Raw genomic sequence first — 25,365 nt, 5'->3', positions numbered from 1 at the left:
CAGAGCAGCAATGGAGAGTAAGTAATGCATAACCAAGCGCCCATCAACCGTCGAAAATCTACACGCATTTACGTCGGCAAGGTGCCTATTGGTGATGGCGCGCCGATTGCCGTGCAGTCGATGACCAACACCCGTACCACCGATGTTGAAGCAACGGTTAATCAGATCAAAGCGCTGGAGCGCGTGGGCGTCGACATCGTCCGCGTTTCGGTTCCAACCATGGACGCCGCCGAGGCGTTCAAACTGATCAAGCAGCAGGTCAACGTGCCGCTGGTCGCCGATATCCACTTCGATTATCGCATCGCACTGCAGGTGGCCGAATATGGCGTAGACTGCCTGCGCATCAACCCGGGCAACATCGGCAACGAATCGCGCATTCGCTCGGTGGTGGACTGCGCCCGTGACAAGAACATCCCGATTCGCATCGGCGTCAACGGCGGCTCGCTGGAAAAGGACCTGCAGGAAAAGTACGGCGAACCTACGCCGGAAGCGCTGCTGGAATCCGCCATGCGCCACGTGGACATCCTCGATCGCCTCAACTTCGACCAGTTTAAGGTCAGCGTCAAGGCGTCGGACGTGTTCCTGGCGGTGCAATCCTACCGCTTGCTGGCGTCGCGCATCGATCAGCCGCTGCACCTGGGCATCACTGAAGCCGGCGGCGCGCGCAGCGGGTCGGTCAAATCGGCCATCGGCCTGGGTATGCTGCTGTCTGAAGGCATCGGCGATACCCTGCGCATCTCGCTGGCGGCGGATCCGGTCGAAGAGGTGAAGGTCGGTTTCGACATCCTGAAGTCGCTGCGCATCCGCGCGCGCGGCATCAACTTCATCGCCTGCCCGACCTGCTCGCGTCAGGAGTTCGACGTGATCGGCACGGTGAACGCGCTGGAGCAGCGCCTGGAAGACATCATCACGCCGATGGACGTTTCGATCATCGGCTGCGTGGTGAACGGCCCGGGCGAAGCGCTGGTGTCCACCATGGGCGTAACCGGCGGCCACAAGAAGAGCGGCTTCTATGAAGACGGCGTGCGCCAGAAAGAGCGTTTCGACAACGAACAGATGATCGACCAGCTGGAAGCGAAAATTCGCGCCAAGGCCGCGATGATGGACGAAAGCAAACGCATCACGGTCAACCTGCTGGAAAAATAAGCGTTATCGCTACACGGCGGGCCTGTTGGCCCGCTTGTTTATGAACCTGAAGGGCAGAAAACCGCATCCGCGTTGAATACCGGGCGGCAAAGTCCCTATAATCGGGTTCATTTTTACAGACAACGGACAGAGAACTCACGTGGCAAAGAACATTCAAGCCATTCGCGGCATGAACGACTACCTGCCGGAAGAAACGGCATTATGGCAGCGTATTGAAGGCACCCTCAAGCAGGTGCTGGGCGGCTACGGTTACAGCGAAATCCGGTTGCCGATTGTAGAGCAGACCCCGTTATTCAAACGCGCGATCGGCGAAGTGACCGACGTCGTGGAAAAAGAGATGTATACCTTCGAAGACCGCAACGGCGAAAGCCTGACGCTGCGTCCGGAAGGGACGGCTGGCTGCGTGCGCGCCGGCATCGAACATGGTCTGCTGTACAATCAGGAACAGCGTCTGTGGTACATCGGCCCGATGTTCCGCTACGAGCGCCCGCAGAAGGGGCGTTACCGTCAGTTCCATCAGCTGGGCGCGGAAGTGTTCGGCCTGCAAGGCCCGGATATCGACGCCGAGCTGATCCTGCTGACCGCCCGCTGGTGGAAAGCGCTGGGCATCGCCGAGCACGTCACGCTGGAGCTGAACTCCATCGGTTCGCTGGAGGCGCGCGCCAACTACCGCGACGCGCTGGTGGCGTTCCTGGAGCAGCACGTCGAGGTGCTGGACGAAGACTGCAAACGCCGCATGTACAGCAACCCGCTGCGCGTGCTGGACTCCAAAAATCCTGAGGTGCAGGCGCTGCTGAACGACGCGCCGCGCCTGTCCGAGTACCTGGATGAAGAATCCCGTGCTCACTTCGCCGGTCTGTGTGAACTTTTGGCGCAGGCAGGTATCCCATATACCGTTAACGAGCGCCTGGTACGCGGTCTGGATTACTACAACCGCACCGTGTTTGAGTGGGTGACCACCAGCCTGGGCGCGCAGGGCACCGTCTGCGCGGGCGGCCGTTACGACGGCCTGGTCGAGCAACTGGGCGGCCGCGCCACCCCGGCGGTCGGTTTCGCCATGGGCCTCGAGCGTCTGGTGCTGCTGGTGCAGGCGGTCAACCCGGAATTCAAGGCGCCGTCGGCTATCGACGTGTACGTCATTTCTTCCGGCGCGGGCACCCAGAGCGCGGCGATGCGGCTGGCTGAACAGGTGCGCGACGCGGCGCCGCAGCTGAAGCTGATGACCAATTACGGCGGTGGCAACTTCAAGAAGCAGATCACCCGTGCGGACAAATGGGGCGCGCGCATCGCGCTGATCCTGGGTGAGAGCGAAGTGGCGGCGCAGCAGGTGGTGGTGAAAGACCTGCGCAGTGGTGAACAAGAAACGCTGGCGCAAAGCGAAGTCGCTGCGCGTCTGGCTTTGATGTTAGGTTAAGGAGAAGGACACCGTGGAAGTTTATACCACTGAAAACGAACAAGTCGACGCACTGCGTCGGTTCTTTGCCGAGAACGGCAAAGCGCTGGCGGTGGGCGTGGTGCTCGGAATTGGTGCCCTGGTTGGCTGGCGTTATTGGCAGAGCCATGAAAACTCCAACATGATGGCGGCATCGCAATCTTATCAGGAAGCCAGCGATCGTCTGGCGGCCGGCAAGCCGGATGACGTGGCTGCCGCAGAGAAATTTGTCCAGGCTAACGGCAACAGCTACGGCGTACTGGCCGCGCTGCAGTTGGCCAAGCACTTTGTCGAACAGAATGATTTCGCCAAGGCGGAACAACAATTGGTGCTGGCGCAGGGCCAGACCAAAGACGACAACCTGTTGGCGATGATCGACCTGCGTCTGGCGCGCGTCCAGCTGCAGGAGAAAAAGCTGGATGAAGCGCTGAAAACGCTGGATGGCGTGAAAGGCGAAGGCTGGGTGGCGATGATGCAGGATGTGCGCGGCGATGTATTGCTGGCCAAGGGCGACGCCAAGGGCGCGCGCGAAGCTTACAGCAAAGGCATTGAGTCCAATGCTTCTCAGGCGCTGCAGGTTCTGCTGCGCATGAAATTGAATAACTTGTCCAGCTAAGGGGAATTCCCATGCAATTGCGTAAAACACTCTTGGTCGGACTGGTTTCCGCTGCCTTGCTGAGTGGTTGCTCGCTGTTTAACAGCGAAGAAGACGTGGTTACCATGTCGCCGTTGCCGAAAGTTGAAAATCAGTTTACGCCGAGCAAGGCGTGGAGCACCTCGGTGGGCGACGGTATCGGTGAGTATTACTCCCACCTGCGTCCGGCCTATCAGGACAGCACCATTTACGCCGCCGATCGCTTCGGCATCGTGAAAGCGATGGACGCCGACAGCGGCAACGAGAAGTGGAAGGTCAATCTCTCCGAGAAGACCGGTTTCTTCTCCAGCAACCTGTCTGCGCTGCTGTCGGGCGGCCTGACGGTCGCGGGCGACAAGGTTTACGTCGGCAGCGAAAAAGCGGTGGTTTACGCATTGAACACCGCCGACGGCGCCATCGCCTGGCAGACCAAAGTGGCCGGCGAAGCGATCTCCCGTCCGGTTGTCAGCGACGGCATGGTGTTGGTGCACACCTCCAACGGCATGCTGCAGGCGCTGAACGAAGCCGACGGCGCGGTGAAGTGGACGGTTAACCTGGACATGCCTTCGCTGTCGCTGCGCGGTGAATCCGCGCCGGCCGTCGCTTTTGGCGCCGCCATCGTCGGCGGTGACAACGGCCGCGTCAGTGCGGTGCTGATGCAGCAGGGCCAGATTATCTGGCAACAGCGTATTTCTCAGCCGAGCGGCGCAACCGAAATCGATCGCCTGAACGACGTGGACACCACGCCGGTGATCGTTGACGGCGTGGTCTACGCGCTGGGTTACAACGGCAACCTGACGGCGCTGGATCTGCGTTCCGGCCAGATCATCTGGAAACGCGAGCTGGGTTCGGTGAATGATTTCATCGTCGACGCGGGCCGCATCTACCTGATCGACCAGAACGATCGCGTGGTGGCGCTCAGCACCGAAGGCGGCGTGACCGTGTGGACGCAGAGCGATCTGCTGCACCGTAACCTGACGCCGCCGGTGATGTATAATGGTTATCTGGTGACCGGTGACGCCGAAGGTTATCTGCACTGGATCAACACCACCGATGGCCGTTTTGTCGCCCAGCAGGAAGTGGACAGCTCCGGCTTCCTGTCTGCGCCGATGGTGGCCAGCGACAAGCTGATCATCCAGGCTCGCGGCGGGAAAGTTTACGCTTTCACCCGCTAACGCCGCTCGTCGTGACCCTTCTTGCACCCGAAAGCTTTCGGGTTGCAGCCAGGCGGCAAGCGCATGAGTCCTCGGGAGCTCAGTGAACTGAGTGACCGGGGCGAGGGTGCGCAGACAACGCCGCTGTGGCGCGAAAGATGAAGGGGAAAACGGCTCCTGAGTGTTCAGGGGCCGTTTCGTATTTTATAAGCTGCACCGCTGGTGTCTATCCACAGTGCAGTAACGCATTGATTATTAAGTAATGAGGCTTCAACAATGATACCTGTCGTCGCGCTGGTCGGGCGCCCGAATGTGGGTAAATCCACCTTGTTCAACCGTTTAACCCATACGCGCGATGCGCTGGTGGCGGATTTCCCGGGGCTGACGCGTGACCGCAAGTATGGTCGTGCTGAAATCGAAGGCAATGAATTCATCATCGTCGATACCGGCGGCATCGACGGCACCGAAGACGGCGTAGAAACGCGCATGGCCGGCCAGTCGCTGCTGGCGATCGAAGAAGCGGACATCGTGCTGTTCATGGTCGACGCCCGCGCCGGCCTGATGCCGGCGGATCAGGGCATTGCCCAGCACCTGCGCAGCCGCCAGAAGGCGACCTTCCTGGTGGCCAACAAGACCGACGGCCTGGATCCGGACACCGCCACCGCCGATTTCTACTCGCTCGGTCTGGGTGAAGTGTTCGCTATCGCCGCTTCTCACGGCCGCGGTGTGACCCAGCTGATTGAACACGTGCTGGTGCCGTTCGTGCCGGAAAAACCGGAAGACGTCGAGCTGACCGAGGAAGAGGCCAACGCCGCTTACTGGGCCGAGCAAAACGGCGAAACGCTGGAAGGCGAAGAAGACGAAGAGCCGGAAGAAGCGTTCAATCCGCAGGATCTGCCGATCAAGCTGGCGATCGTCGGCCGCCCGAACGTCGGTAAGTCTACGCTCACTAACCGCATCCTCGGCGAGGAGCGCGTGGTGGTGTATGACATGCCGGGCACCACCCGCGACAGCATCTACATTCCGATGGTGCGCGACGAACGCGAATACGTGCTGATCGACACCGCCGGGGTGCGCAAACGCGGCAAGGTGACCGAAACTGTCGAGAAATTCTCGGTGATCAAGACTCTGCAGGCGATTGAAGACGCCAACGTGGTGCTGCTGGTGATCGACGCGCGTGAAGGCATTTCCGATCAGGATCTCTCTCTGCTCGGCTTTATCCTCAATAGTGGGCGCTCACTGGTGATTGCGGTCAACAAGTGGGACGGCATGAGCGAAGAAGATCGCGAGCACGTGAAAGAGATGCTCGATCTGCGTCTGGGCTTCGTCGACTTCGCGCGCGTGCACTTCATTTCCGCCCTGCACGGCAGCGGCGTCGGCAACCTGTTCGAATCGGTACAGGAAGCCTACGAGTGCGCAACCCGCCGCGTAAACACCTCGATGCTGACCAAAATCATGCAGATGGCGGTTGACGATCACCAGCCGCCGTTGGTGCGCGGCCGCCGCGTGAAGCTGAAATATGCCCATGCCGGCGGTTACAACCCGCCGATCGTGGTGATCCACGGCAACCAGGTCAGCGATCTGGCCGATTCGTACAAACGCTATCTGATGAACTATTTCCGCCGCTCGCTGAATGTGATGGGGACCCCGATCCGCATCCAGTTCAAAGAGGGGGACAACCCGTTTGCCGGCAAACGCAACCTGCTGACGCCGACCCAGATGCGTAAGCGCAAGCGCCTGATGAGCCACCTGAAAAAGAGCAAGTAATCGCTCATGAGGGGCGCGGCAGTGATGCCGCGCCCCTTTTTTATTGGCCCGAAATCGTTTTATTATCTGAAGATTACCTCGCCTGTCTGAAGGAACACCATGTCCTGGGAAACCTGGAGTTTTGCGTTCGACGTCACCGTGCCGAATCTGCTGATGATGCTGCTGGGGATCCTGCTGCGCCATTGGCGCCTGATGGATGACCGCTTCGTCGACGGTGCGACCCGCCTGGTGTTCAATCTGGCGCTGCCGTGCCTGCTGTTTTTCAGCATTGCCACCAACCATCCGCAGCTGCTCGGCAATCTGCCGCTGGTGCTGTTCGGCGCGGTCGGCACGCTGGCGACCTTCCTGCTGCTGGAGCTGGCGGCCAGGTGGGTGGTGAAAGAACCGCGTGAGCGCGGGGTATTCGTACAGGGCGGCTTCCGCGCCAACACCGCCATCGTCGGTCTGGCCTACGCCATGACCGCCTACGGCAGCGAAGGCATTGCGCTCGCCTCGCTGTACCTGACGGTGACCGTGATCCTGTTCAACATACTGTCGGTCATCACCCTCACGCGCAGCCTGCAGGGCGGGCAGGGCAAGAAAATCAGCCACCTGTCGCTGCTGCGCAGCATCGTCACCAATCCGCTGATCATCGGCCTGGTGTGCGGGCTGCTGTATGCGCAAACCGGGCTGGGCATCCCGACCGTGATCCGCCAGACCGGCAGCTATATCTCCGCGCTGTCGCTGCCGTTGGCGCTGCTGTGCACCGGCGCCAGCCTGGATTTTCGCGCCATGTTCCGCTCGTCCAACGTGGCGGCGCTGTCGTCGGCGGCCAAGCTGTTTCTGGTGCCGTTCCTGATGACGCTGGCCGGCTGGCTGTGCGGGTTTCACGGCGCGGCGCTGGGCATCATCTTCCTGTTTTCCGCCACGCCGACCGCTTCGGGCAGCTATGTGATGACGCGCGCCATGGGCGGCAACGCCACGCTGGCGGCCAATATTATCGCCATCACCACCGTCGGTTCGTTCTTCACCACCGCGTTGGGGATCTATTTTTTGCGCTCATGGGGCGCGATTTAACCTGGGAGTCGTTATGGACGCGCACTGTCCGCACTGTCGTCAGACCATGAATTGGGTAGCGGGTCACTACCATTGTGCCGCCTGTCAGCGCGATTATCGGCAGCTGGCGAGCTGCCCGGAGTGCGGGCAGCCGCTGCAAGAGTTGAAGGCCTGCGGGGCGGTGGATTACCTGTGCCAGAACGGGCACGGGCTGATCTCCAAAAAACGGGTGAATTTCAGCTATCAGCCGCTGTAAGCCCTCACTCATCCACCTGGCCGGTTTTCCACAGATCCACCAGCGCCTGCGGCGCGCTGCTTTCCGGGATTAACAGCACGATCTCGGTGCTCAGGGTGGGGCTGGTGTAGTTGATCTGTATGCGGTAGTAGCGCTGGTCGCCGCAGCCGGGGGAGTTGGGCTGGCCTTCTTCCTGCGCATAAGGCAGCGTCTGGTTCAGCAGCTGATTCAGGCGCTGCCGCTGCTCCGGCGTGATATCGGCCAGCGCGATGCGGCGCTGGCCCGCCAGTTTGGGAATGTAGGCGAAGCCTCCCTCGCGCGCCAGCTCAATGACCGTATCCTGATTGAGCGTCGGCAGCGGTTTCATTATTCCACCCCCACCTGATGCCAGGCTTGTTGCACCTTGTCCGCCACGCTCTGGTCGAAACGCGCTTGCGCATGTTTCACCGTGGCGCGGGCGAAGGTGGCGAAATCGGCATTTTGCGGCAGCGCTTTGTCGCATACCGTGTCATACCAGACGTAGCCGGCTTTCTCCCAGGCGAAGCCGCCCAGCGCCGTCGCCGCCAGGTAGAAGGCGCGGTTGGGGATGCCGGAGTTGAGGTGCACGCCGCCGTTGTCTTCCTTGGTCTGGATATAATCCTTCATGCTGGCGGGCTGCGGGTCTTTGCCCAGCAGCGGGTCATCGTAGGCGGTGCCGGGCGCCGACATCGAGCGCAGCCCTTTGCCTTTGATGCCCTTGGCGAGCAGCCCGGCGCCGATCAGCCAGTCGGCTTTATCGGCGGTTTGCTGCAGGTGGAACTGCTTGACCAGCGAACCGAACACGTCGGACAGCGATTCGTTGAGCGCCCCGGACTGCTGGTAGTAGATCAGCCCGGCTTCGCTCTCGGTCACGCCGTGCGCCAGCTCGTGGCCGACCACGTCGATGGCGATGGTGAAACGGTTGAAAATCTCGCCGTCGCCGTCGCCGAACACCATCTGCTGGCCGTTCCAGAAAGCGTTCTGGTATTCCTTGCCGTAGTGTACGCTGCCGACCAGCGGCAGCCCCTGGTTATCCAGTGAGTTGCGGCGGTAGGCCCGCCAGAAGAAATCGTAGGTGACGCCGAGGTAGTCGTAGGCTTCGTCCACCGCCACGTCGTGGTTGCTGGGCTGGCCCTCTTTACGCACCTGTTTGCCGGGCAGTTGGGTGCCGTTCTGGGCGTCGTAGATATCGCGGAGCGCTTCGCCGGCTCGGGCGTTTTTCTCGGTCGGTGAACGCAGCGGCTTGTTGCCGAGCAGGCTTTGCACGTGGTTCAGGGTGTGCAGCGCGCAGTCGCGCTGCGGGGCGTTGCCGTGTTCAATGATGCGGCGCAGCATGTAGGGAGGAATGACGGAACGCATGCGCTGGGCTGGCATAGTGGCTCTCCTTAGGCAAAAAATTTTACCTCATCGAATGAATGCACTGTGCCTAAGTGTAGCCTACTCGTCATAAAGCCTGTGGTCATGCGTGCTCACCGCCGGCGCAGTCTTGTGCGGGCTGATGCGCCGCACCGAGGCGCGTACCGCCAGCCGGCCGTGCAGCAGCAGATTGCACGGCGGCGCGTCGGCGCGCAGCATGCGCCGCTGCAGCAGTTGGATCGCCTCGTAACCCAGTTCGTCGCGCGGCACCTGCACCGAGGTCAGCGGCACGTCATGGATTTCCGCCAGGTTGAAGCCGTCGGTGCTCATCACCGACACGTCGCCCGGCACGTTCAGCCCTCGCTTGTTGAGCGCCTTGACCGCCCCGACCGCCATGTAGTCGCCGCCGGCCAGGATCGCCGTCGGCAGCGGGGCGTGGCCGTGGATGCCATCGAGATAGGTGGTCAGCGCCTGCTCGGCCTCTTCGCTGCCGAAGCCGGAGGTGGTGACCAGATGGCGGCCGTCGTCGAACGGCAGATGATGCCGCGCGTAGGCTTGCCGGATGCCCGCCAGCCGCAGCTCCATGGTGTGGCGGCGCAGACACTGCAGGTTGAGAATATGGCTGTGCCCCTGCTGGAACAGGTAGCTGGCGGAGTAATCGCCGATCAACTGATGATCCGGCGAGACGCTGTCCAGCCGCATCTGCCGATCGCTGCAGTTGATCAGCACGCAAGGTTTGTGCAGATCGGCCGCCAGGGTGTGGATATGCTCGTCGTCGATGCCGATGATCAGCGCCGCTTCGGTGTGCGGATCGCTCATCTTTTCCAGAAACAGCGCGCCGTCGCTGCGCTGCTCTTCCAGCCCGCAGTAGCGGATGCGCACCTCATGCTCCATCAGCGCGGCGGCAATGCCCTGAATGACCTTGTAGTAGAAGATGTCGGTGCGCACGTCGAACGCGCGCTGCGGCGCGAACACCATCACGTTGTTCAGCATCAGCCGGCCGCTGGAAATGCCCTGCAGAATGCCGTTTTGCTGCGCACAGTCCAGCACCTTGCGGCGCGCCTCGGCGCTGGTGTTGGCCTTGCCGGCCAGCACGCGGGAAACGGTGCTGATCGACAGCCCGGTTTGGCGGGCGATCTCCTGGATTTTCAGCTTTCCGTTCATTTTGTGATCTCCTTCAAATTCGTCCATGAGAATATTTTCACTGCGGATTTTCAGCGTCTTGACCGGATTTATCGGCCATTATGACTATTTTTTCACCCGCCTGTGAAAATCTTTGCAAAAAACCCCGTTTCGCTGTGCGCTATCGCTGAGTAGTCTGCATTGGTACACCAATTTTGGGACATGTCAGTCCAATTTTAACGGTGTGCGAAAAAGAAAACAAAAAATAAATCATGGGGTTGTGATGGACTGCCGGTCTGTTATGCGAACGTTGGCCTGTGTTCAACGTCCCCTTTTGATAGCGCAACGTACCTTACCAATGCGCGCGTCGCTGTCACAGGCGGCCGCGGGGAGATAACCGATGAGTGTGGAGATCAATCAGACGGTCGCGCAGAGCGGCCGGCGCAAGTTCAAATCGCTGCGCTGGTGGATGCTGGCGCTGTTCTTGCTGGGCGTCACGGTCAACTACATTACCCGCAACTCGCTGGGCATTCTGGCGCCGGAGCTGAAAACCAGCCTGAACATGAGCACCGAGCAATATGCCTGGGTAGTGGCGTCGTTCCAGCTGGCCTACACGGTGTTCCAGCCGATCTGCGGCTGGCTGATCGACGTTATCGGCCTGAAGATGGGCTTTCTGATCTGCGCCGGTATTTGGGCGGTGGTATGCATGCTGCACGCCGGCGCCGGCAGCTGGCTGCAACTGGCCATTCTGCGCTTCTTCATGGGGGGCGCGGAGGCGGCGGCTACCCCGGCCAACGCCAAGGCGATCTCCGACTGGTTCCCGAAAAAGGAGCGGCCGATCGCCGCCGGCTGGGCGGGCGTCGGTTTCTCCATCGGCGCCATGTTGGCGCCGCCGATCATCGTCATCGCTCACGTCTCCTTCGGCTGGCAGGGGGCGTTCCTGTTCTCCGGCGGGCTGGCGCTGATCTGGGTCGTGCTGTGGTGGCTGTTCTACCACTCGCCGCAGCAGCACCCGAACCTCAGCCAGCAAGAGCTGGATCTGATCCGCGAAGACAACGAGCCGGTGTTGCCGAAGCTGCCGTTTTTCACTTCGCTGGCCAGCCTGTGCAAGAACAAGAAGTTTTACGGCATCGCCATCCCGGCCTTTCTCGCCGAGCCGGCCTGGGCGGTCTTCAGTTTCTGGGTGCCGCTGTACCTGGCCACCGAACGCGGCATGGATCTGAAGCAGATCGCGATGTTCGCCTGGCTGCCGTTCCTGGCGGCGGATATCGGCAGCGTCGCCAGCGGCTATCTCACCACCCTGTACCGCAAATGGTTCGGCTGCAGCCGCGTCAACTCGGTGGTCGCCAGCTCGGTGACCGGCGCTTTCCTGATGGTGTCGCTGGCGTTCGTGGCGATCACCCAAGATCCCTATGTGGCGATCGCGCTGATCTCGATCGGCGGTTTCGGCCATCAGGTGATCTCCTGCATGCTCAGCGCGCTGGTGGTGGAGTCGTTCGATAAAAACCAGATGGCGACGGTCAACGGCATGCGCGGCTCCAGCGCCTGGATCGCCAGCTTCCTGTTCACGCTGCTGATCGGCGCGGTATCCGACACCATCGGCTTCAACCCGCTGTTCATCGCGATGGGCTTCTTCGATCTGATCGGCGCTGTGTTCCTGATTGCCCTGATCGCCGAGCGCGGCGGTAAGAAAACCCCTTCACACAGCTAAATGGAATCTTTATGAAAACCTTGAAAAATTGGACATTGGCGGCGCAGCATGCCGATCATGTCGAGCTGCTGGTCGATGAACGCCATCGTTTCTGCCTGTACGTGCTGGAAGACGGCCTGTTCCGCGTGTTGATCAAACGTGAGGGCGAGCTGGCGCTGGATCGCACCTGGAGCATCGCGCCGCAGAACGATGTGCCCTGGGAGGGGCGCGATCGGCTCAGCGTCGCCGGTTTCAGCCTGCCGGGCTATCAGCTGCGCCAGGCGGGCGATCGGCTGGTGGTCAGCACGCCGCTGCTGCGCGTGACGGTGCATCAGCCGCTGTGGTTGGAATGGGAGCATTGCAATGCCGCCGGCGAGTGGCGGCCGCTGGCGGCGGATCGGCCGACCAGCGCCTACCTGCTCAATGCGCACGGCGACGGCGTGGCGCACTACCAGCGGCGTTTTGCCGATGAGCGCTATTACGGCCTGGGGGAGAAAGCCGGCGATCTGGAGCGTACCGGCCGCCGCTTCGAGATGCGCAACCTGGACGCCATGGGGTACAACGCCGCCAGCACCGATCCGCTGTACAAGCACATTCCGTTCACCATCACCCGTGGGCCGGAGGCGAGCTTCGGTCTGTTCTACGACAACCTGAGCAGCTGCTGGCTGGATCTGGGCAACGAGATCGACAATTACCACGCGGCCTATCGCCGCTATCAGGCCGAAGCGGGCGATCTGGATTACTACCTGTTCCTCGGGCCGAAGGTTTTGGACGTCACCAAGGCCTTCGTGCGCCTGACCGGCCGCACCCACTTCGGGCCGAAGTGGAGCCTGGGCTACAGCGGCTCGACCATGCATTATACCGACGCGCCGGACGCCCAGCAGCAGCTGCAGCAGTTCATTGCGCTGTGCCGCCAGCACGCCATTCCCTGCGACTCCTTCCAGCTGTCGTCGGGCTACACCTCGATCAACCACAAACGCTACGTGTTCAACTGGAATTACGACAAGGTGCCGCAGCCCAAGCTGCTCAGCCAGGCGTTTCACGACGCCGGCCTCAGGCTGGCGGCCAACATCAAACCGTGCCTGCTGCAGGATCATCCGCAGTATCAAGAGGTGGCGGCGCAGGGGCTGTTTATCCGCGATTCGCAAAGCGACGCGCCGGAACGCTCCAGCTTCTGGGACGACGAAGGATCGCACCTCGACTTCACCAACCCGGCGACGGTGCGCTGGTGGCAGCAGGGCGTCACGCAGCAGCTGCTGGAGATGGGCATCGATTCCACCTGGAACGACAACAACGAGTACGAAGTGTGGGACGGCGAAGCGCGCTGTCACGGCTTCGGGCGGCCGATCGCCATCAAGCACATCCGCCCGGTGATGCCGCTGCTGATGATGCGCGCCTCGATGGAGGCCCAGCAGCGCTTCGCGCCGCAGAAGCGGCCGTACCTGATCTCGCGTTCCGGCTGCGCCGGCATGCAGCGCTACGTGCAGACCTGGAGCGGCGATAACCGCACCAGCTGGCAGACGCTGCGCTACAACATCCGCATGGGGCTGGGCATGAGCCTGTCCGGGCTGTATAACCTCGGCCACGACGTCGGCGGCTTCTCCGGCGACAAACCGGACGCGGAGCTGCTGGTGCGCTGGGTGCAAAACGGCGTGATGCATCCGCGTTTCACCATCCACTCCTGGAACGACGACGCCACGGTCAATGAGCCCTGGATGTACCCGAGCGCTACCCCGGCGGTACGTGAGGCGATCAACCTGCGTTACCGGCTGCTGCCGTATTTCTACACTCTGCTGTGGCAGGCCTGCGCCGACGACGAGCCAATGCTGCGCCCGACTTTTCTCGATCACGAACAGGATGTGCGCACCTTCGGCGAGAACGACGATTTTCTGATCGGCCGCGATCTGCTGGTGGCCAGCGTGGTGGAGCCGGGGCAGCGCTGGCGTTCGGTATATCTACCGGACAACGGCGAAGGCTGGTACTGCTTCTACAGCGGCCAGTGGTTCGGCGGTGGCCAGACGGTGACGCTGGCGGCGCCGCTGGAGCGTTTGCCGCTGCTGGTGCGCGCCGGGGCGGCGCTGCCGTTGTCGCAGCGGCTGGCGCATGTCGACGTGGCCGCCGACGATCGGCGCGAGCTGCGGCTGTTTCCGCTCAAGGGCTGCGGCGTGAGCAGCGGGCTGTTGTTTGAGGACGACGGCGAAAGCGAAGGTTGGCGGCAGGGCGATGCGCTGTGGCTGCGCTGGGAAATGCGCTGCGACCATCAGCGCATCATGCTGGACATCGCGACGGAAGGGCGTTTCCGCCCGGCCTGGCGCACGCTGACGCTCAGCCTGCCGGAAGGCGAAACGCGCGCGCTGTGGGTGAACGGCGAACCGGGCGAGCGCTTTACGCTGGGGTAGGGGCTATTCGGCCGCGCGTTTCTTGCGCGGCTTTTTGGCGACGGTGATGGTTTTCACTTCGCTTTCCACCCAGCCGTCCTGCAGGCGGGTTTTCAGCAGTTCGCCGACCTGCGCCTGCTTGGTGGTTTTCAGCAGTTCGCCGTGCGGAGTTTGCGTCACGCTGTAGCCGCGTGCCAGCGTCGCCAGCGGGCTGACGGTCTCCAGCTGGCTGCAGGCCACGCCGAAGCGCTGGCGGTAGGCGTTGAGCTGCCGCTCCATCGCCTGCTGCAGACGGTATTCCTGCTGCTGCACGCGCTGTTGGTAGCGGTGAATGCGGCCCTGCGGCTGCACCTGCGCCAGCCGCTGCTGGGCGCGCTCGCTGCGGCGGGCGGCCAGGCGCAGCTGTTGCTGCATGCCGTCTTCCATCCGGCGCTGCAGCTTGAACAGCAGCGTCTGCTGGCGCGCCAGGCGCAGATGCGGATGCTGCTGCTGTAAACGGTGGTGAATGCGGGTGAACTGCTGCTGGCGCTGCGCCAGGTAGTAATCCATCGCCATCTCCAGCCGCTGCTGCTGCGACTGCAGCTGGCGCAACAGCTCAAGCTGATTGCGGCTCACCAGTTCGGCGGCGGCGGATGGGGTCGGCGCGCGCAGGTCGGCAACGAAGTCGGCGATGGTGACGTCGGTTTCGTGGCCGACGGCGCTGACGATCGGAATGCGGCTGGCGAAGATCGCTCGCGCCACGCGTTCGTCGTTGAAGCTCCACAGATCTTCCAGCGAACCGCCGCCGCGGCCGACGATCAGCACGTCGCATTCATCGCGGCGGTTGGCGGCCTCGATGGCGCGCACGATCTGCATCGGCGCTTCCGCACCCTGCACCGAGGTGGGGTAGATGACGATCGGCAGCGATGGATCGCGCCGCTGCAAGACCTGCAGGATATCGTGCAGCGCCGCGCCGCTGGCGGAGGTGATCACCCCGACGCGTTTGGCCGGCGCGGGCAGCGGCTGCTTGAACTGCTGATCGAACAGCCCTTCGGCGCTCAGGCGCTGTTTCAACTGCTCGAACTGTTGCTGCAGCAGGCCGTCGCCGGCGGGCTGCATGCTCTCGGCGATCAGCTGGTAGTCGCCGCGCGGTTCATACAGCGTGATGCTGGCGCGCACCAGGACCTGTTGGCCGTTTTGCGGCCGGAAGGTGACGCGGCGGTTGCTGTTGCGGAACATCGCGCAGCGCACCTGGGCGCGATCGTCTTTCAGCGTGAAATACCAGTGGCCGGAGGCGGGCTGGGAGAGGTTGGAGATCTCGGCGGAGAGCCAAATCTGCCCCATTTCCATTTCCAGCAGTTGGCGAACCGTCTGATTCAGGCGGCTTACGGTAAAAATGGAAGGCGAAACAGGTAGCGACATGTGACCCAGATCAAATTTCAAAACAATCACTTAATTGGTCGATACTACATGGCTGAAAAAGGTAATCAAGACTTTTTGTAAGAAAGTGCTGGAGGCAACCGATTCCGCTCTGTATAATGCCGCGGCAATATTTTATCTTTTTCACAGCCCACCCTGGTGAGATATTGCCCATGCTACGTATCGCTAAAGAAGCTCTGACGTTTGACGACGTCCTCCTGGTTCCAGCCCACTCCACGGTTCTGCCTAACACCGCAGAGCTCGGCACCCAACTGACCAAAACCATCCGCCTGAACATCCCTATGCTGTCCGCAGCCATGGATACCGTTACCGAATCCGGCCTGGCCATCGCGCTGGCGCAGGAAGGCGGCCTGGGCTTCATCCACAAAAACATGTCCATCGAGCGCCAGGCTGAAGAAGTCAGCCGCGTGAAGAAACATGAAAGCGGCGTAGTCACCGACCCGCAGACCGTTACTCCGGCCACCACGCTGCAGGAAGTGAAAGAGCTGACCGCGCGCAACGGCTTCGCCGGTTATCCGGTCGTTACCGAAGACAACGAGCTGGTCGGCATCATCACCGGCCGCGACGTGCGTTTCGTGACCGATCTGACCCAGCCGGTCACTGCGGTGATGACGCCGAAAGATCGCCTGGTCACCGTGAAAGAAGGTGAAGCGCGCGACGTGGTGCTGCAGAAGATGCACGAAAAGCGCGTAGAAAAAGCGCTGGTGGTGGACGACAGCTTCCACCTGCTGGGCATGATCACCGTTAAAGACTTCCAGAAAGCGGAACGTAAGCCGAACGCCTGTAAAGACGAGCACGGCCGTCTGCGCGTGGGCGCGGCGGTCGGCGCCGGCGCCGGCAACGAAGAGCGCGTCGACGCGTTGGTGGCGGCGGGCGTTGACGTGCTGCTGATCGACTCCTCGCACGGCCACTCCGAAGGCGTGTTGCAGCGCATCCGCGAAACCCGCGCCAAATACCCGGATCTGCAGATCGTCGGCGGCAACGTCGCGACCGCCGCGGGCGCCAAAGCGCTGGCTGAAGCCGGCGTGAGCGCGGTGAAAGTGGGTATCGGCCCTGGCTCCATCTGCACCACCCGCATCGTGACCGGCGTGGGCGTGCCGCAGATCACCGCCATCGCCGACGCGGTGGAAGCGCTGGAAGGCACCGGCATCCCGGTTATCGCCGACGGCGGCATCCGCTTCTCCGGCGACATCGCCAAAGCGATCGCCGCGGGCGCATCCTGCGTGATGGTTGGCTCCATGCTGGCGGGCACCGAAGAATCCCCGGGCGAAATCGAGCTGTATCAGGGCCGTTCGTTCAAATCTTACCGCGGCATGGGCTCGCTGGGCGCGATGTCCAAAGGCTCTTCCGACCGTTACTTCCAGACCGATAACGCCGCCGACAAACTGGTGCCGGAAGGTATCGAAGGCCGCGTGGCCTATAAAGGCATGCTGAAAGCCATCGTGCACCAGCAGATGGGCGGCCTGCGCTCCTGCATGGGCCTGACCGGCTGCGCCACCATCGACGATCTGCGCACCAAAGCGGAGTTCGTGCGCATCAGCGGCGCCGGCATTCAGGAAAGCCACGTGCACGACGTGACCATCACCAAAGAGTCACCGAACTACCGCATGGGCTAATGCCTTAACCTCTCCTGAGTGAGAGGCCGGGGTGGGGCGCCAAGCCCCATCCCGAAAACATACATTTTCGCTCTTTTTCTCTTGTTGCTGGAATTCGCCTCACATGACACAAAATATCCATAAGCATCGCATCCTGATACTGGACTTCGGTTCGCAATACACCCAACTGGTCGCCCGCCGCGTGCGCGAAATCGGCGTTTACTGCGAACTGTGGGCCTGGGACGTTAGCGAAGAGCAGATCCGCGAATTCAACCCAAGCGGCATCATCCTGTCCGGCGGCCCGGAAAGCACCACCGAAGCCGGCAGCCCGCGCGCCCCTGACTACGTATTCAACGCCGGCGTGCCGGTGCTGGGCGTGTGCTACGGCATGCAGACCATGGCGATGCAGCTGGGTGGCCATGTGCAGGGTTCCAACGAACGCGAGTTCGGCTACGCGCAGGTGGAAATCGTCAACGAGAGCGCGCTGCTGCGCGACATCGAAGACGCCATCAGCCCGGCCGGCAAACCGCTGCTGGACGTGTGGATGAGCCACGGCGACAAAGTGACCGCGATCCCGTCCGACTTCGTGACCGTCGCCAGCACCGATACCTGCCCGTTCGCCATTATGGCCAACGAAGAAAAACGCTTCTACGGCGTGCAGTTCCACCCGGAAGTGACCCACACCCGTCAGGGGCAGCGTATGCTGGAGCGCTTCGTACTGGACATCTGTCAGTGTGAAGCCCTGTGGACGCCAGCCACCATCATCGAAGATGCGGTCGAGCGCATCCGCGAGCAGGTGGGGGAAGACCACGTGATCCTCGGCCTGTCCGGCGGCGTAGACTCCTCTGTGACCGCGATGCTGCTGCACCGCGCCATCGGCAAGCGTCTGACCTGCGTGTTCGTCGACAACGGCCTGCTGCGCCTGAACGAAGCCAAGCAGGTGATGGAAATGTTCGGCGACCACTTCGGCCTGAACATCGTGCACGTTGAGGCGGAAAACCGCTTCCTGACCGCACTGGCGGGCGTGGACGAACCAGAAGCCAAGCGTAAAATCATCGGCCGCGTGTTCGTTGAAGTGTTCGACGAAGAAGCCTGCAAGCAAGAGCAGGTGAAATGGCTGGCGCAGGGCACCATCTATCCGGACGTGATCGAATCCGCCGCTTCCGCCACCGGTAAAGCGCACGTGATCAAGTCGCACCACAACGTGGGCGGCCTGCCGAAAGAGATGAAGCTGGGCCTGGTTGAGCCGCTGAAAGAGCTGTTCAAAGACGAAGTGCGCAAGATCGGCCTGGAGCTGGGCCTGCCGTACGACATGCTGTACCGTCACCCGTTCCCGGGCCCGGGTCTGGGCGTGCGCGTGCTGGGCGAAGTGAAGAAAGAGTACTGCGATCTGCTGCGCCGCGCCGACGCCATCTTCATCGAAGAGCTGCACAAAGCCGATCTGTACAACAAAGTCAGCCAGGCGTTCACCGTGTTCCTGCCGGTGCGCTCGGTCGGCGTGATGGGCGACGGCCGCAAATACGACTGGGTGGTCTCCCTGCGTGCGGTGGAAACCATCGACTTCATGACCGCGCACTGGGCGCACCTGCCGTATGACTTCCTCGGCCGCGTCTCCAACCGCATCATCAACGAAGTGGACGGCATCTCCCGCGTGGTGTACGACATCAGCGGCAAGCCGCCGGCGACGATCGAGTGGGAGTGATTTGACACTTCCTGCAGCCTGTTAGTAACCAGGCCTTAGTGACTAAAGCCCTCTGTTTTTACAGAGGGTTTTTCTTTATATGGCCATATCTTTTCCGCCTGGTTCCAGTCATGGGTAAAGCAGATTATTGTTTGTGGTCTAAATATGGCCTATGTTCGGACCTTGGTATGATTGGTAGCACCAGGGGGCATAATGAAAGTAGAGACCATCAACTACGTTATAGAATCCTATGAGCAGCAGGAGCGAGAGAACGCCATTGCTCTGCTGAAATTGCTAACGCTGTCAGAGAAGGATAAAGCGGAAGGGCGCGTATTCTCGAAGGAACCGCTGTTGGATGGGCTTTAAGCACTACAGTGCTCAGCATTAAGGGATTGCAATGGAACAGCGGGTGGCCTTGGAGTACACGCGTACCGTAAGGCGCTGTATTGACTCCATTGTCACATCGGCCGGATATCCAGCAGCTGCTGTTTAAGCGTTTAATCATGGCCTGATAGCCCTCAATATGCGCTAGCCCGCCCCCCACTGCGTCAACAGCGCATGCAGCCTGGCCGGCTCCAGCGGCTTGCGCAGCACCAGATAGCCTTCCTGCTCGGCCTCCTGCAGGATCGGTGAATTGAACTCGCCGCTGACCATGGCGCCGCTTACGTCCGGCAGGCGTTCGAACAATGCCTGCAGGATGTCGAAGCCGCTCTCGCCGGAACGCAGGCGCTGGTCGCACAGCACGGCGAACGGCGTGAAGCCGCCGTCGACAATGGCGAAGGCTTCCTCGGCGGAGGCCGCGCAGCGCACGGTGATGCCCCAGGTACTCATCAGACTTTCCCAGGCGGAGGTCACCAAGGGATCGTCGTCCACCACCAGGCAGGATCCCCGCAGCGGCGCGTAGCGGGTGGGCGTGGCGGTGTTGTCGTACGTCGCCGCGATCTCCGGCGCTTTGTCTTCGCCGAGATATTGCGTGAAGCGCATCCAGAAGCGTGAGCCTTTGCCTTCGACGGAGTGCATGCCGTACTTCACCTTCATCAGCTTGGCGCAGCGCGCCACCACCGCCAGCCCCAGCCCGTGGCCGGCGCTGTCGATTTTCCACGCCAGCTCGGGGCGGTAGTAAGGGGAGAAGATTTTGCTTTTCTCTTCGTCGGCGATGCCCACGCCGGTGTCCCACACTTCCACCAGGCACTCGGCGCCGCGCGGGCGGATGGCGATCAGCACGCCGCCCCGTTGCGTGTAGCGCAGGGCGTTCTGGATCAGGTTGATCAGCGATTGCCTCACCAGCAGCGGATCGCCCATCACGCTGATGCGCCGTTTGGGCCGCCAGGTGCGCAGTGCCAGGGTGCGGCTGTTGGCCTCTTCGCGGAACAGGGTGATCACTGAGTCGAGCAGGGCGCCGATATCCACATGGGTGGCGGCGGTGCGCACGTTGCCGGATTCGATCTTGCTGAGATCGAGCAGCGAATTGAACATCAGATGCACCGAGCGCACGCTCTGCTGCAGATCCAGCAGCTGCGGCGTCAGGCTGTCGTCGCGGTTTTTGTGGATGATGGCCTCGATCAGAAAGCCCATGGCGTGCACCGGCTGGCGCAGATCGTGGCTGGCGGTGGTCAGGAACTGGTTCTTATCCAGCAGCGCCTGTTCCGCCTCTTCTTTAGCCTGACGGAATTGCTCCGCCAGGCGCGAGCTTTGTTCTTCGAGCAGCGCCTGCTGAATAAAGAACGCATGCGAAGTTAACGCGTGGCGGTAAATGGCGAGGCCGTACAGCAAGTTCAGCATCAGCACGATGAACATCACGTCTTCCAGCCGCCAGATGATGCCGAGGTTCAGCAGCCCCCAGGAGGCGAAGAAAAAGCGGGTAAAGGTGCTGATGACCGGCGTCAGGTGCGTTGCGTTGGCGGCGACGATCGCGGCGATGCTGATATTGAGCAGCAGGAAAAAGTCAAAGTTATGGGTCTGCGGGGTAATTAAATAGAGTGAGGAGATCCCCAAGCCGTGAATAAAGGCCACCTTATTAATACGCGGCAGCCAGCGGCGCAGCACGGCGTCTTCATCATTCTCTTTGGCTTCGCACAGGTAGCGCCGATGTCCTATTCGGATCGCCACGGCGCATAGCAGGTAAACCATGATCCAGGTAATGGTTGGGCCGAGTTCATCACCCAGCAAATAAATCCAGATGGCGAATGGGATGCCGACGAAAGGCACGGCGGTGAAGCTGAACACCAGCCGCATGAAGGTGTTGTCCAGCAGGCGGATCTGCGCGCGTGGGGAGATACCATCATTTTGTAAATGCTGGAAAAACCTCATGACGACGGATCCCGCTTGCCGTGCAACAGCGTGATGGCTTCCACCCGGCTGTTGACGCCGATCTTTTTCAATATATTGCTGATATGTTCTTTGACGGTGGGTTCGGAAATAGACAGTTGCGTCGCAATTCTTTTATTTGGCAGGCCGCGCAGCATCATAGTTAATACGTCGATTTGCCTCGGCGTTAAATTGAATTTATTTAAGTGCTCATGATGGCTTCTAATGCTGGTTTCATTACAGTCAGGGAACCAATCCTGATTATTACTCAGCGCAAAAACCGCCCTGGCGAATAATTCAGGCGGTTCGTTTTTTAACACGAACCCATGCCCGCCGGCATTGTTAACTTTCTGCCAGATATCGTTATTCTCGTCACCGCTGACCACCAAAATCCGCACTTGCGGATAACGTTGTTTTACTTCTTTGAGTAATTTCAACGCTGTACCGGAAGAAAGCCAAAAATCGATCACCAGTAAACGCGGTGGGCCATTTTCCCTAATATGGCGGTAGCAATTCTCTTCATTGGTCACCACATGCGCCTGTTTGAATCGGCAATGCGTGCTGAGAAAATTGGCGATGCCGCTTGCTACCAATGGATGGTCATCAACGACCAACGCATAATCCTGCCCCAAAGGATTCTCCTTTCGCCTTCAAATATCAGATAGGTCTGATGAATTATTATCAACCCTCCCTACTTTAGGAGGGTTTTTTCGTTTAGGAAAGGGAAATATATTATTCGAGGATTTGGATAAGAGAAAACATAAAGCTAATCGGTAATTTTAACTGATTGGTTATAAAGGATAATTTATGAAGAAACCACTTATCGCTTTAACCGTTACGATGATGGTAGCCGGTTGTTCCACCCTGAAAACCGATCAGGCCATTCCATTACTGCAGGCGGAAACCGCCAAAATGCTGGGGCTGGGATCGTCGGACGAAATTACCGTGACCAACGTCAATGGCGCACAGCCGGATGCGCTGGGCGGCCAAAAACTTTCATATCGCGCCACCACGGAAAAAGGCCGCATTTTCGATTGCTCGTCGCTGATGATGCCGGGAATTTTAGGTTCGTCGCCGTCGCTGAGCGCGCCGACCTGTACGCCGGTGGTCACGCATAAATAATTCGCTTTGGGGGCGGTATTACCGCTTCCTGGTTTTTCATCGTCGGAGGGTCAGCGCCGGGGGGCAATAAGCTTTTGCTTCGACGATCACTAAACCGGCGTGCGCGAAATAATGCCTCACTTCTCCTCTAGTGTATTGAGTTTCCTATAACAATAAATTTCGCGACATCACGCTAACGAGTACGGAGATAGCCCGTGAATGACAAAACATCGCACCCTTTAGCGGTTAGAACACCGCTTTCCAAACTTTACCTCGCTCTATTTTCCGCGCCGTTGTTGATGCTGGCGCCCGCCGATCTCGCTCGCGCAGACGATGCCATTTTTGACGGCGACTCAAAAATTACCGAATCATTGGCCTACACCGGGGACGTTTACGTCGGCCGTAATCAAAGCGGCAACCTGCTGATCGAGAATGGCAAGATCAGCGCCTATAACATCAATATCGGCCGGATGTTCAACGGCCAAATTCACGACAGCGTGGTCACGGTTCGCGGGCCGAACGCCGAGCTGAACGCGGTGAACGATCAGTTCGTGTTGCGCGGCGGCCTGAATCTGGGGCGGGGCACGCTGCGGGTTGAAGACGGCGCGCTGGCCAGCGCGAAAGAGATCGTGGTCGGCACCACCCGTGGCTACGACAGCCACCTGATCGCCACCGGCGCCGGTTCTCGCGTCACCAGCAATTTTCTCAGTGTCGGCACCGATTTAGGGGCGCGATCCACGCTGGCGATCGAAGACGGCGCGGTGCTGAACACCGCCTTTGACGCGCGCATCGGCAATGGCAGCGGGCCGGGTGAGACCGATACGCTGAGCCCGAAAGCCACGGTCACCGGGGCCAATTCCCAGTGGAACGTCGGCCGCGCGCTCACGCTCTACGGCGATCTGGACGTGCTGAACGGCGCTGCGGTCAACGTCGGCAACATCCAGGTGGCGGGTGTCTCGGGCGCGCGTAAAACCGCTGAGCTGGTGGTCGCCGGCAACGGCTCGCGCTTTACCAGCGGCAGCAGCGTCAACGTCGGCGATTACGGCAACGGCGTGTTGGCGGTCATGGACGGCGGGACATTCTCCGCCGGCGGCAACGAAGTGGTGCTGGGCGAGACCGGTTCCGGCTCGAACCGCGGCGCGCTGATTATCGGCAGCCGCGGCAACATGGACACCGGCACCGGGTTGACCGAGCCGACGCTCGGCGCGGCGGGCGCTGCTGGAGCCATCGATGCCCAGACGGCGATCGCCCTGCGGGGCGGATTGTTCCGCAGCTATGTGTACTTTAACCATACCGACGGCAATTACGTTTTCAGCAACAAGATGAGCGGCGAAGGCGAGGTGATCAACAGCGCCGGGCACACGACGCTGAACGGCGATCTCTCTGAGCTGCAGGCGAACGTCACCGCGCGCGGCGGCAAGCTCATCATCGCCAGCGACATCAATACCCAGAAAGAAGACGACATCTTCGAGATCCAAACCCTCGGCGCCGAGAACGGCGGCACGCTGATCCTGAATGCGACGGCGGGTTCCGACGTCAATAACGGGCAGGGTTACAGCAGCGCCGCGTCGATCAAGGCCGGCGGCACGCTGGGCGGCAACGGCACGCTGGGCCAGACCGAGATCCAGTCCGGCGGTCATATCTCGCCCGGCGACGGCAATATCGGCACCTTGACGCTGAAACGCTACCTGAACTTTATCGGCGAATCCTTCTACGACGTTGATATCGCCGGCGACGGCCGCAGCGACCAGCTGCTGGTGGCGGGCAAAACCACCATCAGCGATCAGGCCAAAGTGCAGGTGACGGCGCTGGATCCGCAAACCAGCTATAAAACCGGCCAAAGCTACCGCATTCTGACCTCGGACGGCGGCATTGACGGCCAGTTCGCGTCGGCGGTCTCCAAGTCTGCCTTCCTCGATGTGGCGCTGAACCACAGCGCCAACGCCGTGGATCTGACCATCGCGCAGAAAGATACGGGCGGTGAAAATCCGGGTGGTGAGAATCCAGGAGGCGAGAATCCGGGCGGGGAAAACCCGGGCGGTGAGAATCCTGGGGGCGAGAACCCGGGCGGAGAAAACCCGGGCGGTGAGAATCCTGGGGGCGAGAACCCGGGCGGAGAAAACCCAGGCGGGGAAAATCCGGGGGGCGAGAATCCAGGCAGCGGCAAGCCGGGCATTTTCCAAACGGTGGCCGAGAGCGGCAACCAGTGGAATACCGCCGGCGCGCTCTCGACGCTGACGCAGAGCGGACCTTCGCTGGCGCTGTACAACTCGCTGCTGCTGCTGAGCGCGCCGGAAGCGCGCGAGGCGTTCAATCAGCTGTCCGGCGAAGTCTATCCGTCGATGCAGTCTAACCTGATCGCCGGCAGCACCCAGCTGTTCAATGTGCTGAACCAGCGCATGCTGCGCCTGTTCGACAACGACAGTCTGCCGGTACCGCCGTTGGCGATGTCGCTGGTGCAACCGGCGCAGGCGCAAAACAGCGGCGTCTGGGGGCAGACCTTCAGTTCCTGGGGCAGAAACAGCGGCAACGGCAACGTGGGCAAGCTGGATGGCAACACCACCGGCTTCCTGTTGGGCGCGGATCGCAAACTGGCGGACCATAACGTGCGCATCGGCGGTTACTTCGGTTACAGCCGCGGCGACTATGACGTCGACAGCCGCCGTTCCAAGGCCGATACCGACAACTACCACCTCGGCCTGTATGCGGCCGGGCAGCAGGATGCGTTCTCGCTGCGCGGCGCGTTGGGTTACACCTGGCACAAGATTGAAGGCAAGCGCAACGTCGATTTCAGCGGCTTCTCGGATCGGCTGAAGTCGGATTACGACGCCAACTCGCTGCTGGCGTTCACCGAAGCGGGTTACCGTTTCGGCCAGCCGGAGATGAACGTCGAACCGTTCATCAACCTGAGCTACATCCGACTGCATACCGACAGCTTCCAGGAGTCGGGTGGCGCGGCGGCGCTGAGCGTGCGCAATGAAACGATGAACACCTTCTACTCCACGCTCGGGGTGCGCGGCGTGACCGAACTGCCGAAGAACGTCAGCCTCTACGGCTCGCTCGGCTGGCAGCATGCCTACGGCGATAAGAACACCTCATCGCGCATGGCGTTTGCCGGCAGCGACGCGTTCGTCACACAGGGCCAGGCCGTGGATGACAACGTGATGGTGGGCGATATCGGCGTGAGCGTGAAGCTGTCGCGCGCTGCGACGCTGGATGTCGGCTATCAGGGGCAATTCGGCGCCGATACCCGCGTTAATTCGGTCAACGCCAACCTGCGCTGGTCGTTCTGATT

At 61.0% G+C, this 25,365-nt stretch carries 19 protein-coding genes and 1 pseudogene; 14 read left to right on the top strand and 6 right to left on the bottom strand.

Features of this window, described 5'->3' with window-relative positions:
* Positions 1-24: 24 nt before the first annotated feature.
* From ispG to ACOWVD_RS22485, 7 genes are all read left to right on the top strand, one after another.
* Positions 25-1,146, top strand: a complete 1,122-nt coding sequence (gene ispG / locus ACOWVD_RS22515; RefSeq protein WP_004941434.1) for a flavodoxin-dependent (E)-4-hydroxy-3-methylbut-2-enyl-diphosphate synthase — start codon at positions 25-27, stop codon at positions 1,144-1,146.
* Between the two features lie 139 nt (positions 1,147-1,285).
* Entirely contained in the window at positions 1,286-2,560 is a 1,275-nt protein-coding gene (gene hisS, locus ACOWVD_RS22510) for a histidine--tRNA ligase (RefSeq protein ID WP_004941437.1), read from the top strand.
* Positions 2,561-2,573: 13 nt separating this feature from the next.
* Positions 2,574-3,194, top strand: coding sequence for a YfgM family protein (locus ACOWVD_RS22505; RefSeq protein WP_015378775.1), 621 nt, complete (start codon positions 2,574-2,576; stop codon positions 3,192-3,194).
* 11 nt (positions 3,195-3,205) lie between these two features.
* The gene (bamB, locus tag ACOWVD_RS22500) at positions 3,206-4,387 is read left to right on the top strand and encodes an outer membrane protein assembly factor BamB (protein WP_004941440.1); all 1,182 of its coding nucleotides are present in this window, start codon (positions 3,206-3,208) and stop codon (positions 4,385-4,387) included.
* Positions 4,388-4,642: 255 nt separating this feature from the next.
* Positions 4,643-6,133, top strand: a complete 1,491-nt coding sequence (gene der, locus ACOWVD_RS22495; protein ID WP_004941442.1) for a ribosome biogenesis GTPase Der — start codon at positions 4,643-4,645, stop codon at positions 6,131-6,133.
* Positions 6,134-6,232: 99 nt separating this feature from the next.
* Positions 6,233-7,189: an AEC family transporter gene (locus tag ACOWVD_RS22490; RefSeq protein WP_164095087.1), complete on the top strand. Its 957-nt coding sequence runs from the start codon at positions 6,233-6,235 to the stop codon at positions 7,187-7,189.
* A gap of 13 nt (positions 7,190-7,202) precedes the next feature.
* The gene (locus ACOWVD_RS22485; RefSeq protein WP_004941446.1) at positions 7,203-7,424 is read left to right on the top strand and encodes a zinc ribbon domain-containing protein; all 222 of its coding nucleotides are present in this window, start codon (positions 7,203-7,205) and stop codon (positions 7,422-7,424) included.
* A gap of 4 nt (positions 7,425-7,428) precedes the next feature.
* On the opposite strand, the gene ACOWVD_RS22480 is transcribed toward ACOWVD_RS22485, so the two are convergent.
* The 3 genes from ACOWVD_RS22480 to ACOWVD_RS22470 form a co-directional block, all read right to left on the bottom strand.
* On the bottom strand, positions 7,429-7,770 hold the full coding sequence (locus ACOWVD_RS22480) for a protealysin inhibitor emfourin (protein WP_004941448.1): 342 nt from the start codon (positions 7,768-7,770) through the stop codon (positions 7,429-7,431).
* Positions 7,770-8,795: a M4 family metallopeptidase gene (locus ACOWVD_RS22475; protein WP_021504502.1), complete on the bottom strand. Its 1,026-nt coding sequence runs from the start codon at positions 8,793-8,795 to the stop codon at positions 7,770-7,772. Before ACOWVD_RS22475 ends, ACOWVD_RS22480 begins: the two co-directional genes overlap by 1 nt.
* 63 nt (positions 8,796-8,858) lie before the next feature.
* Positions 8,859-9,941: a LacI family DNA-binding transcriptional regulator gene (locus tag ACOWVD_RS22470; protein WP_004941451.1), complete on the bottom strand. Its 1,083-nt coding sequence runs from the start codon at positions 9,939-9,941 to the stop codon at positions 8,859-8,861.
* A gap of 358 nt (positions 9,942-10,299) precedes the next feature.
* On the opposite strand from ACOWVD_RS22470, the gene ACOWVD_RS22465 reads away from it, so the two are divergent.
* Together ACOWVD_RS22465 and ACOWVD_RS22460 are read left to right on the top strand one after the other, a co-directional pair.
* The gene (locus tag ACOWVD_RS22465) at positions 10,300-11,610 is read left to right on the top strand and encodes an MFS transporter (protein ID WP_048325200.1); all 1,311 of its coding nucleotides are present in this window, start codon (positions 10,300-10,302) and stop codon (positions 11,608-11,610) included.
* An 11-nt stretch (positions 11,611-11,621) separates the two neighbouring features.
* Entirely contained in the window at positions 11,622-13,988 is a 2,367-nt protein-coding gene (locus tag ACOWVD_RS22460) for a TIM-barrel domain-containing protein (protein ID WP_164095086.1), read from the top strand.
* A gap of 3 nt (positions 13,989-13,991) precedes the next feature.
* On the opposite strand, the gene xseA is transcribed toward ACOWVD_RS22460, so the two are convergent.
* Positions 13,992-15,368 (bottom strand): exodeoxyribonuclease VII large subunit, encoded by a 1,377-nt coding sequence (xseA, locus tag ACOWVD_RS22455; protein ID WP_197843100.1) that lies wholly within the window; start codon positions 15,366-15,368, stop codon positions 13,992-13,994.
* Between the two features lie 170 nt (positions 15,369-15,538).
* Here xseA and guaB point away from each other — a divergent pair, with 170 nt between their 5' ends.
* The 3 genes and pseudogenes from guaB to ACOWVD_RS22440 all read left to right on the top strand — a co-directional run.
* Positions 15,539-17,002 carry an IMP dehydrogenase gene (gene guaB / locus ACOWVD_RS22450; protein ID WP_004941460.1) on the top strand — a complete coding sequence of 488 codons (1,464 nt, stop codon included), beginning with the start codon at positions 15,539-15,541 and terminating at the stop codon, positions 17,000-17,002.
* Between the two features lie 103 nt (positions 17,003-17,105).
* Positions 17,106-18,683 (top strand): glutamine-hydrolyzing GMP synthase, encoded by a 1,578-nt coding sequence (gene guaA, locus ACOWVD_RS22445; protein ID WP_021504498.1) that lies wholly within the window; start codon positions 17,106-17,108, stop codon positions 18,681-18,683.
* A gap of 213 nt (positions 18,684-18,896) precedes the next feature.
* Positions 18,897-19,028, top strand: a pseudogene (locus tag ACOWVD_RS22440) (type II toxin-antitoxin system Phd/YefM family antitoxin); the annotation flags it as partial.
* Between the two features lie 162 nt (positions 19,029-19,190).
* Here ACOWVD_RS22440 and ACOWVD_RS22435 read toward each other — a convergent pair.
* Positions 19,191-20,972: a hybrid sensor histidine kinase/response regulator gene (locus ACOWVD_RS22435; RefSeq protein WP_164095085.1), complete on the bottom strand. Its 1,782-nt coding sequence runs from the start codon at positions 20,970-20,972 to the stop codon at positions 19,191-19,193.
* Positions 20,969-21,601: a response regulator transcription factor gene (locus tag ACOWVD_RS22430; protein WP_049242138.1), complete on the bottom strand. Its 633-nt coding sequence runs from the start codon at positions 21,599-21,601 to the stop codon at positions 20,969-20,971. Before ACOWVD_RS22430 ends, ACOWVD_RS22435 begins: the two co-directional genes overlap by 4 nt.
* A 175-nt stretch (positions 21,602-21,776) precedes the next feature.
* Here ACOWVD_RS22430 and ACOWVD_RS22425 point away from each other — a divergent pair, with 175 nt between their 5' ends.
* Positions 21,777-22,091 (top strand): hypothetical protein, encoded by a 315-nt coding sequence (locus tag ACOWVD_RS22425; protein ID WP_015378764.1) that lies wholly within the window; start codon positions 21,777-21,779, stop codon positions 22,089-22,091.
* A gap of 194 nt (positions 22,092-22,285) precedes the next feature.
* Positions 22,286-25,363 (top strand): autotransporter outer membrane beta-barrel domain-containing protein, encoded by a 3,078-nt coding sequence (locus tag ACOWVD_RS22420; RefSeq protein ID WP_421079858.1) that lies wholly within the window; start codon positions 22,286-22,288, stop codon positions 25,361-25,363.
* The last annotated feature ends 2 nt before the right edge of the window (positions 25,364-25,365 follow it).

Source organism: Serratia sp. SA088, from assembly GCF_049065515.1.
GTDB lineage: Bacteria > Pseudomonadota > Gammaproteobacteria > Enterobacterales > Enterobacteriaceae > Serratia > Serratia nematodiphila.
Note: the sequence above shows the minus strand (reverse complement) of the source record. Positions and strands in the feature narration are given on the sequence as shown.

Bases quoted from the DNA above. Each gene is read 5' to 3' on its own strand.
- der (WP_004941442.1), top strand. From the start codon at position 4,643: ATGATACCTGTCGTCGCGCTGGTCGGGCGCCCGAATGTGGGTAAATCC.
- ACOWVD_RS22485 (WP_004941446.1), top strand. From the start codon at position 7,203: ATGGACGCGCACTGTCCGCACTGTCGTCAGACCATGAATTGGGTAGCG.
- ACOWVD_RS22425 (WP_015378764.1), top strand. From the start codon at position 21,777: ATGAAGAAACCACTTATCGCTTTAACCGTTACGATGATGGTAGCCGGT.
- ACOWVD_RS22465 (WP_048325200.1), top strand. From the start codon at position 10,300: ATGAGTGTGGAGATCAATCAGACGGTCGCGCAGAGCGGCCGGCGCAAG.
- xseA (WP_197843100.1), bottom strand. From the start codon at position 15,368: ATGTCGCTACCTGTTTCGCCTTCCATTTTTACCGTAAGCCGCCTGAAT.
- ACOWVD_RS22470 (WP_004941451.1), bottom strand. From the start codon at position 9,941: ATGAACGGAAAGCTGAAAATCCAGGAGATCGCCCGCCAAACCGGGCTG.
- guaA (WP_021504498.1), top strand. From the start codon at position 17,106: ATGACACAAAATATCCATAAGCATCGCATCCTGATACTGGACTTCGGT.
- ACOWVD_RS22475 (WP_021504502.1), bottom strand. From the start codon at position 8,795: ATGCCAGCCCAGCGCATGCGTTCCGTCATTCCTCCCTACATGCTGCGC.
- ACOWVD_RS22490 (WP_164095087.1), top strand. From the start codon at position 6,233: ATGTCCTGGGAAACCTGGAGTTTTGCGTTCGACGTCACCGTGCCGAAT.
- ispG (WP_004941434.1), top strand. From the start codon at position 25: ATGCATAACCAAGCGCCCATCAACCGTCGAAAATCTACACGCATTTAC.
- guaB (WP_004941460.1), top strand. From the start codon at position 15,539: ATGCTACGTATCGCTAAAGAAGCTCTGACGTTTGACGACGTCCTCCTG.
- ACOWVD_RS22435 (WP_164095085.1), bottom strand. From the start codon at position 20,972: ATGAGGTTTTTCCAGCATTTACAAAATGATGGTATCTCCCCACGCGCG.
- ACOWVD_RS22480 (WP_004941448.1), bottom strand. From the start codon at position 7,770: ATGAAACCGCTGCCGACGCTCAATCAGGATACGGTCATTGAGCTGGCG.
- bamB (WP_004941440.1), top strand. From the start codon at position 3,206: ATGCAATTGCGTAAAACACTCTTGGTCGGACTGGTTTCCGCTGCCTTG.
- ACOWVD_RS22460 (WP_164095086.1), top strand. From the start codon at position 11,622: ATGAAAACCTTGAAAAATTGGACATTGGCGGCGCAGCATGCCGATCAT.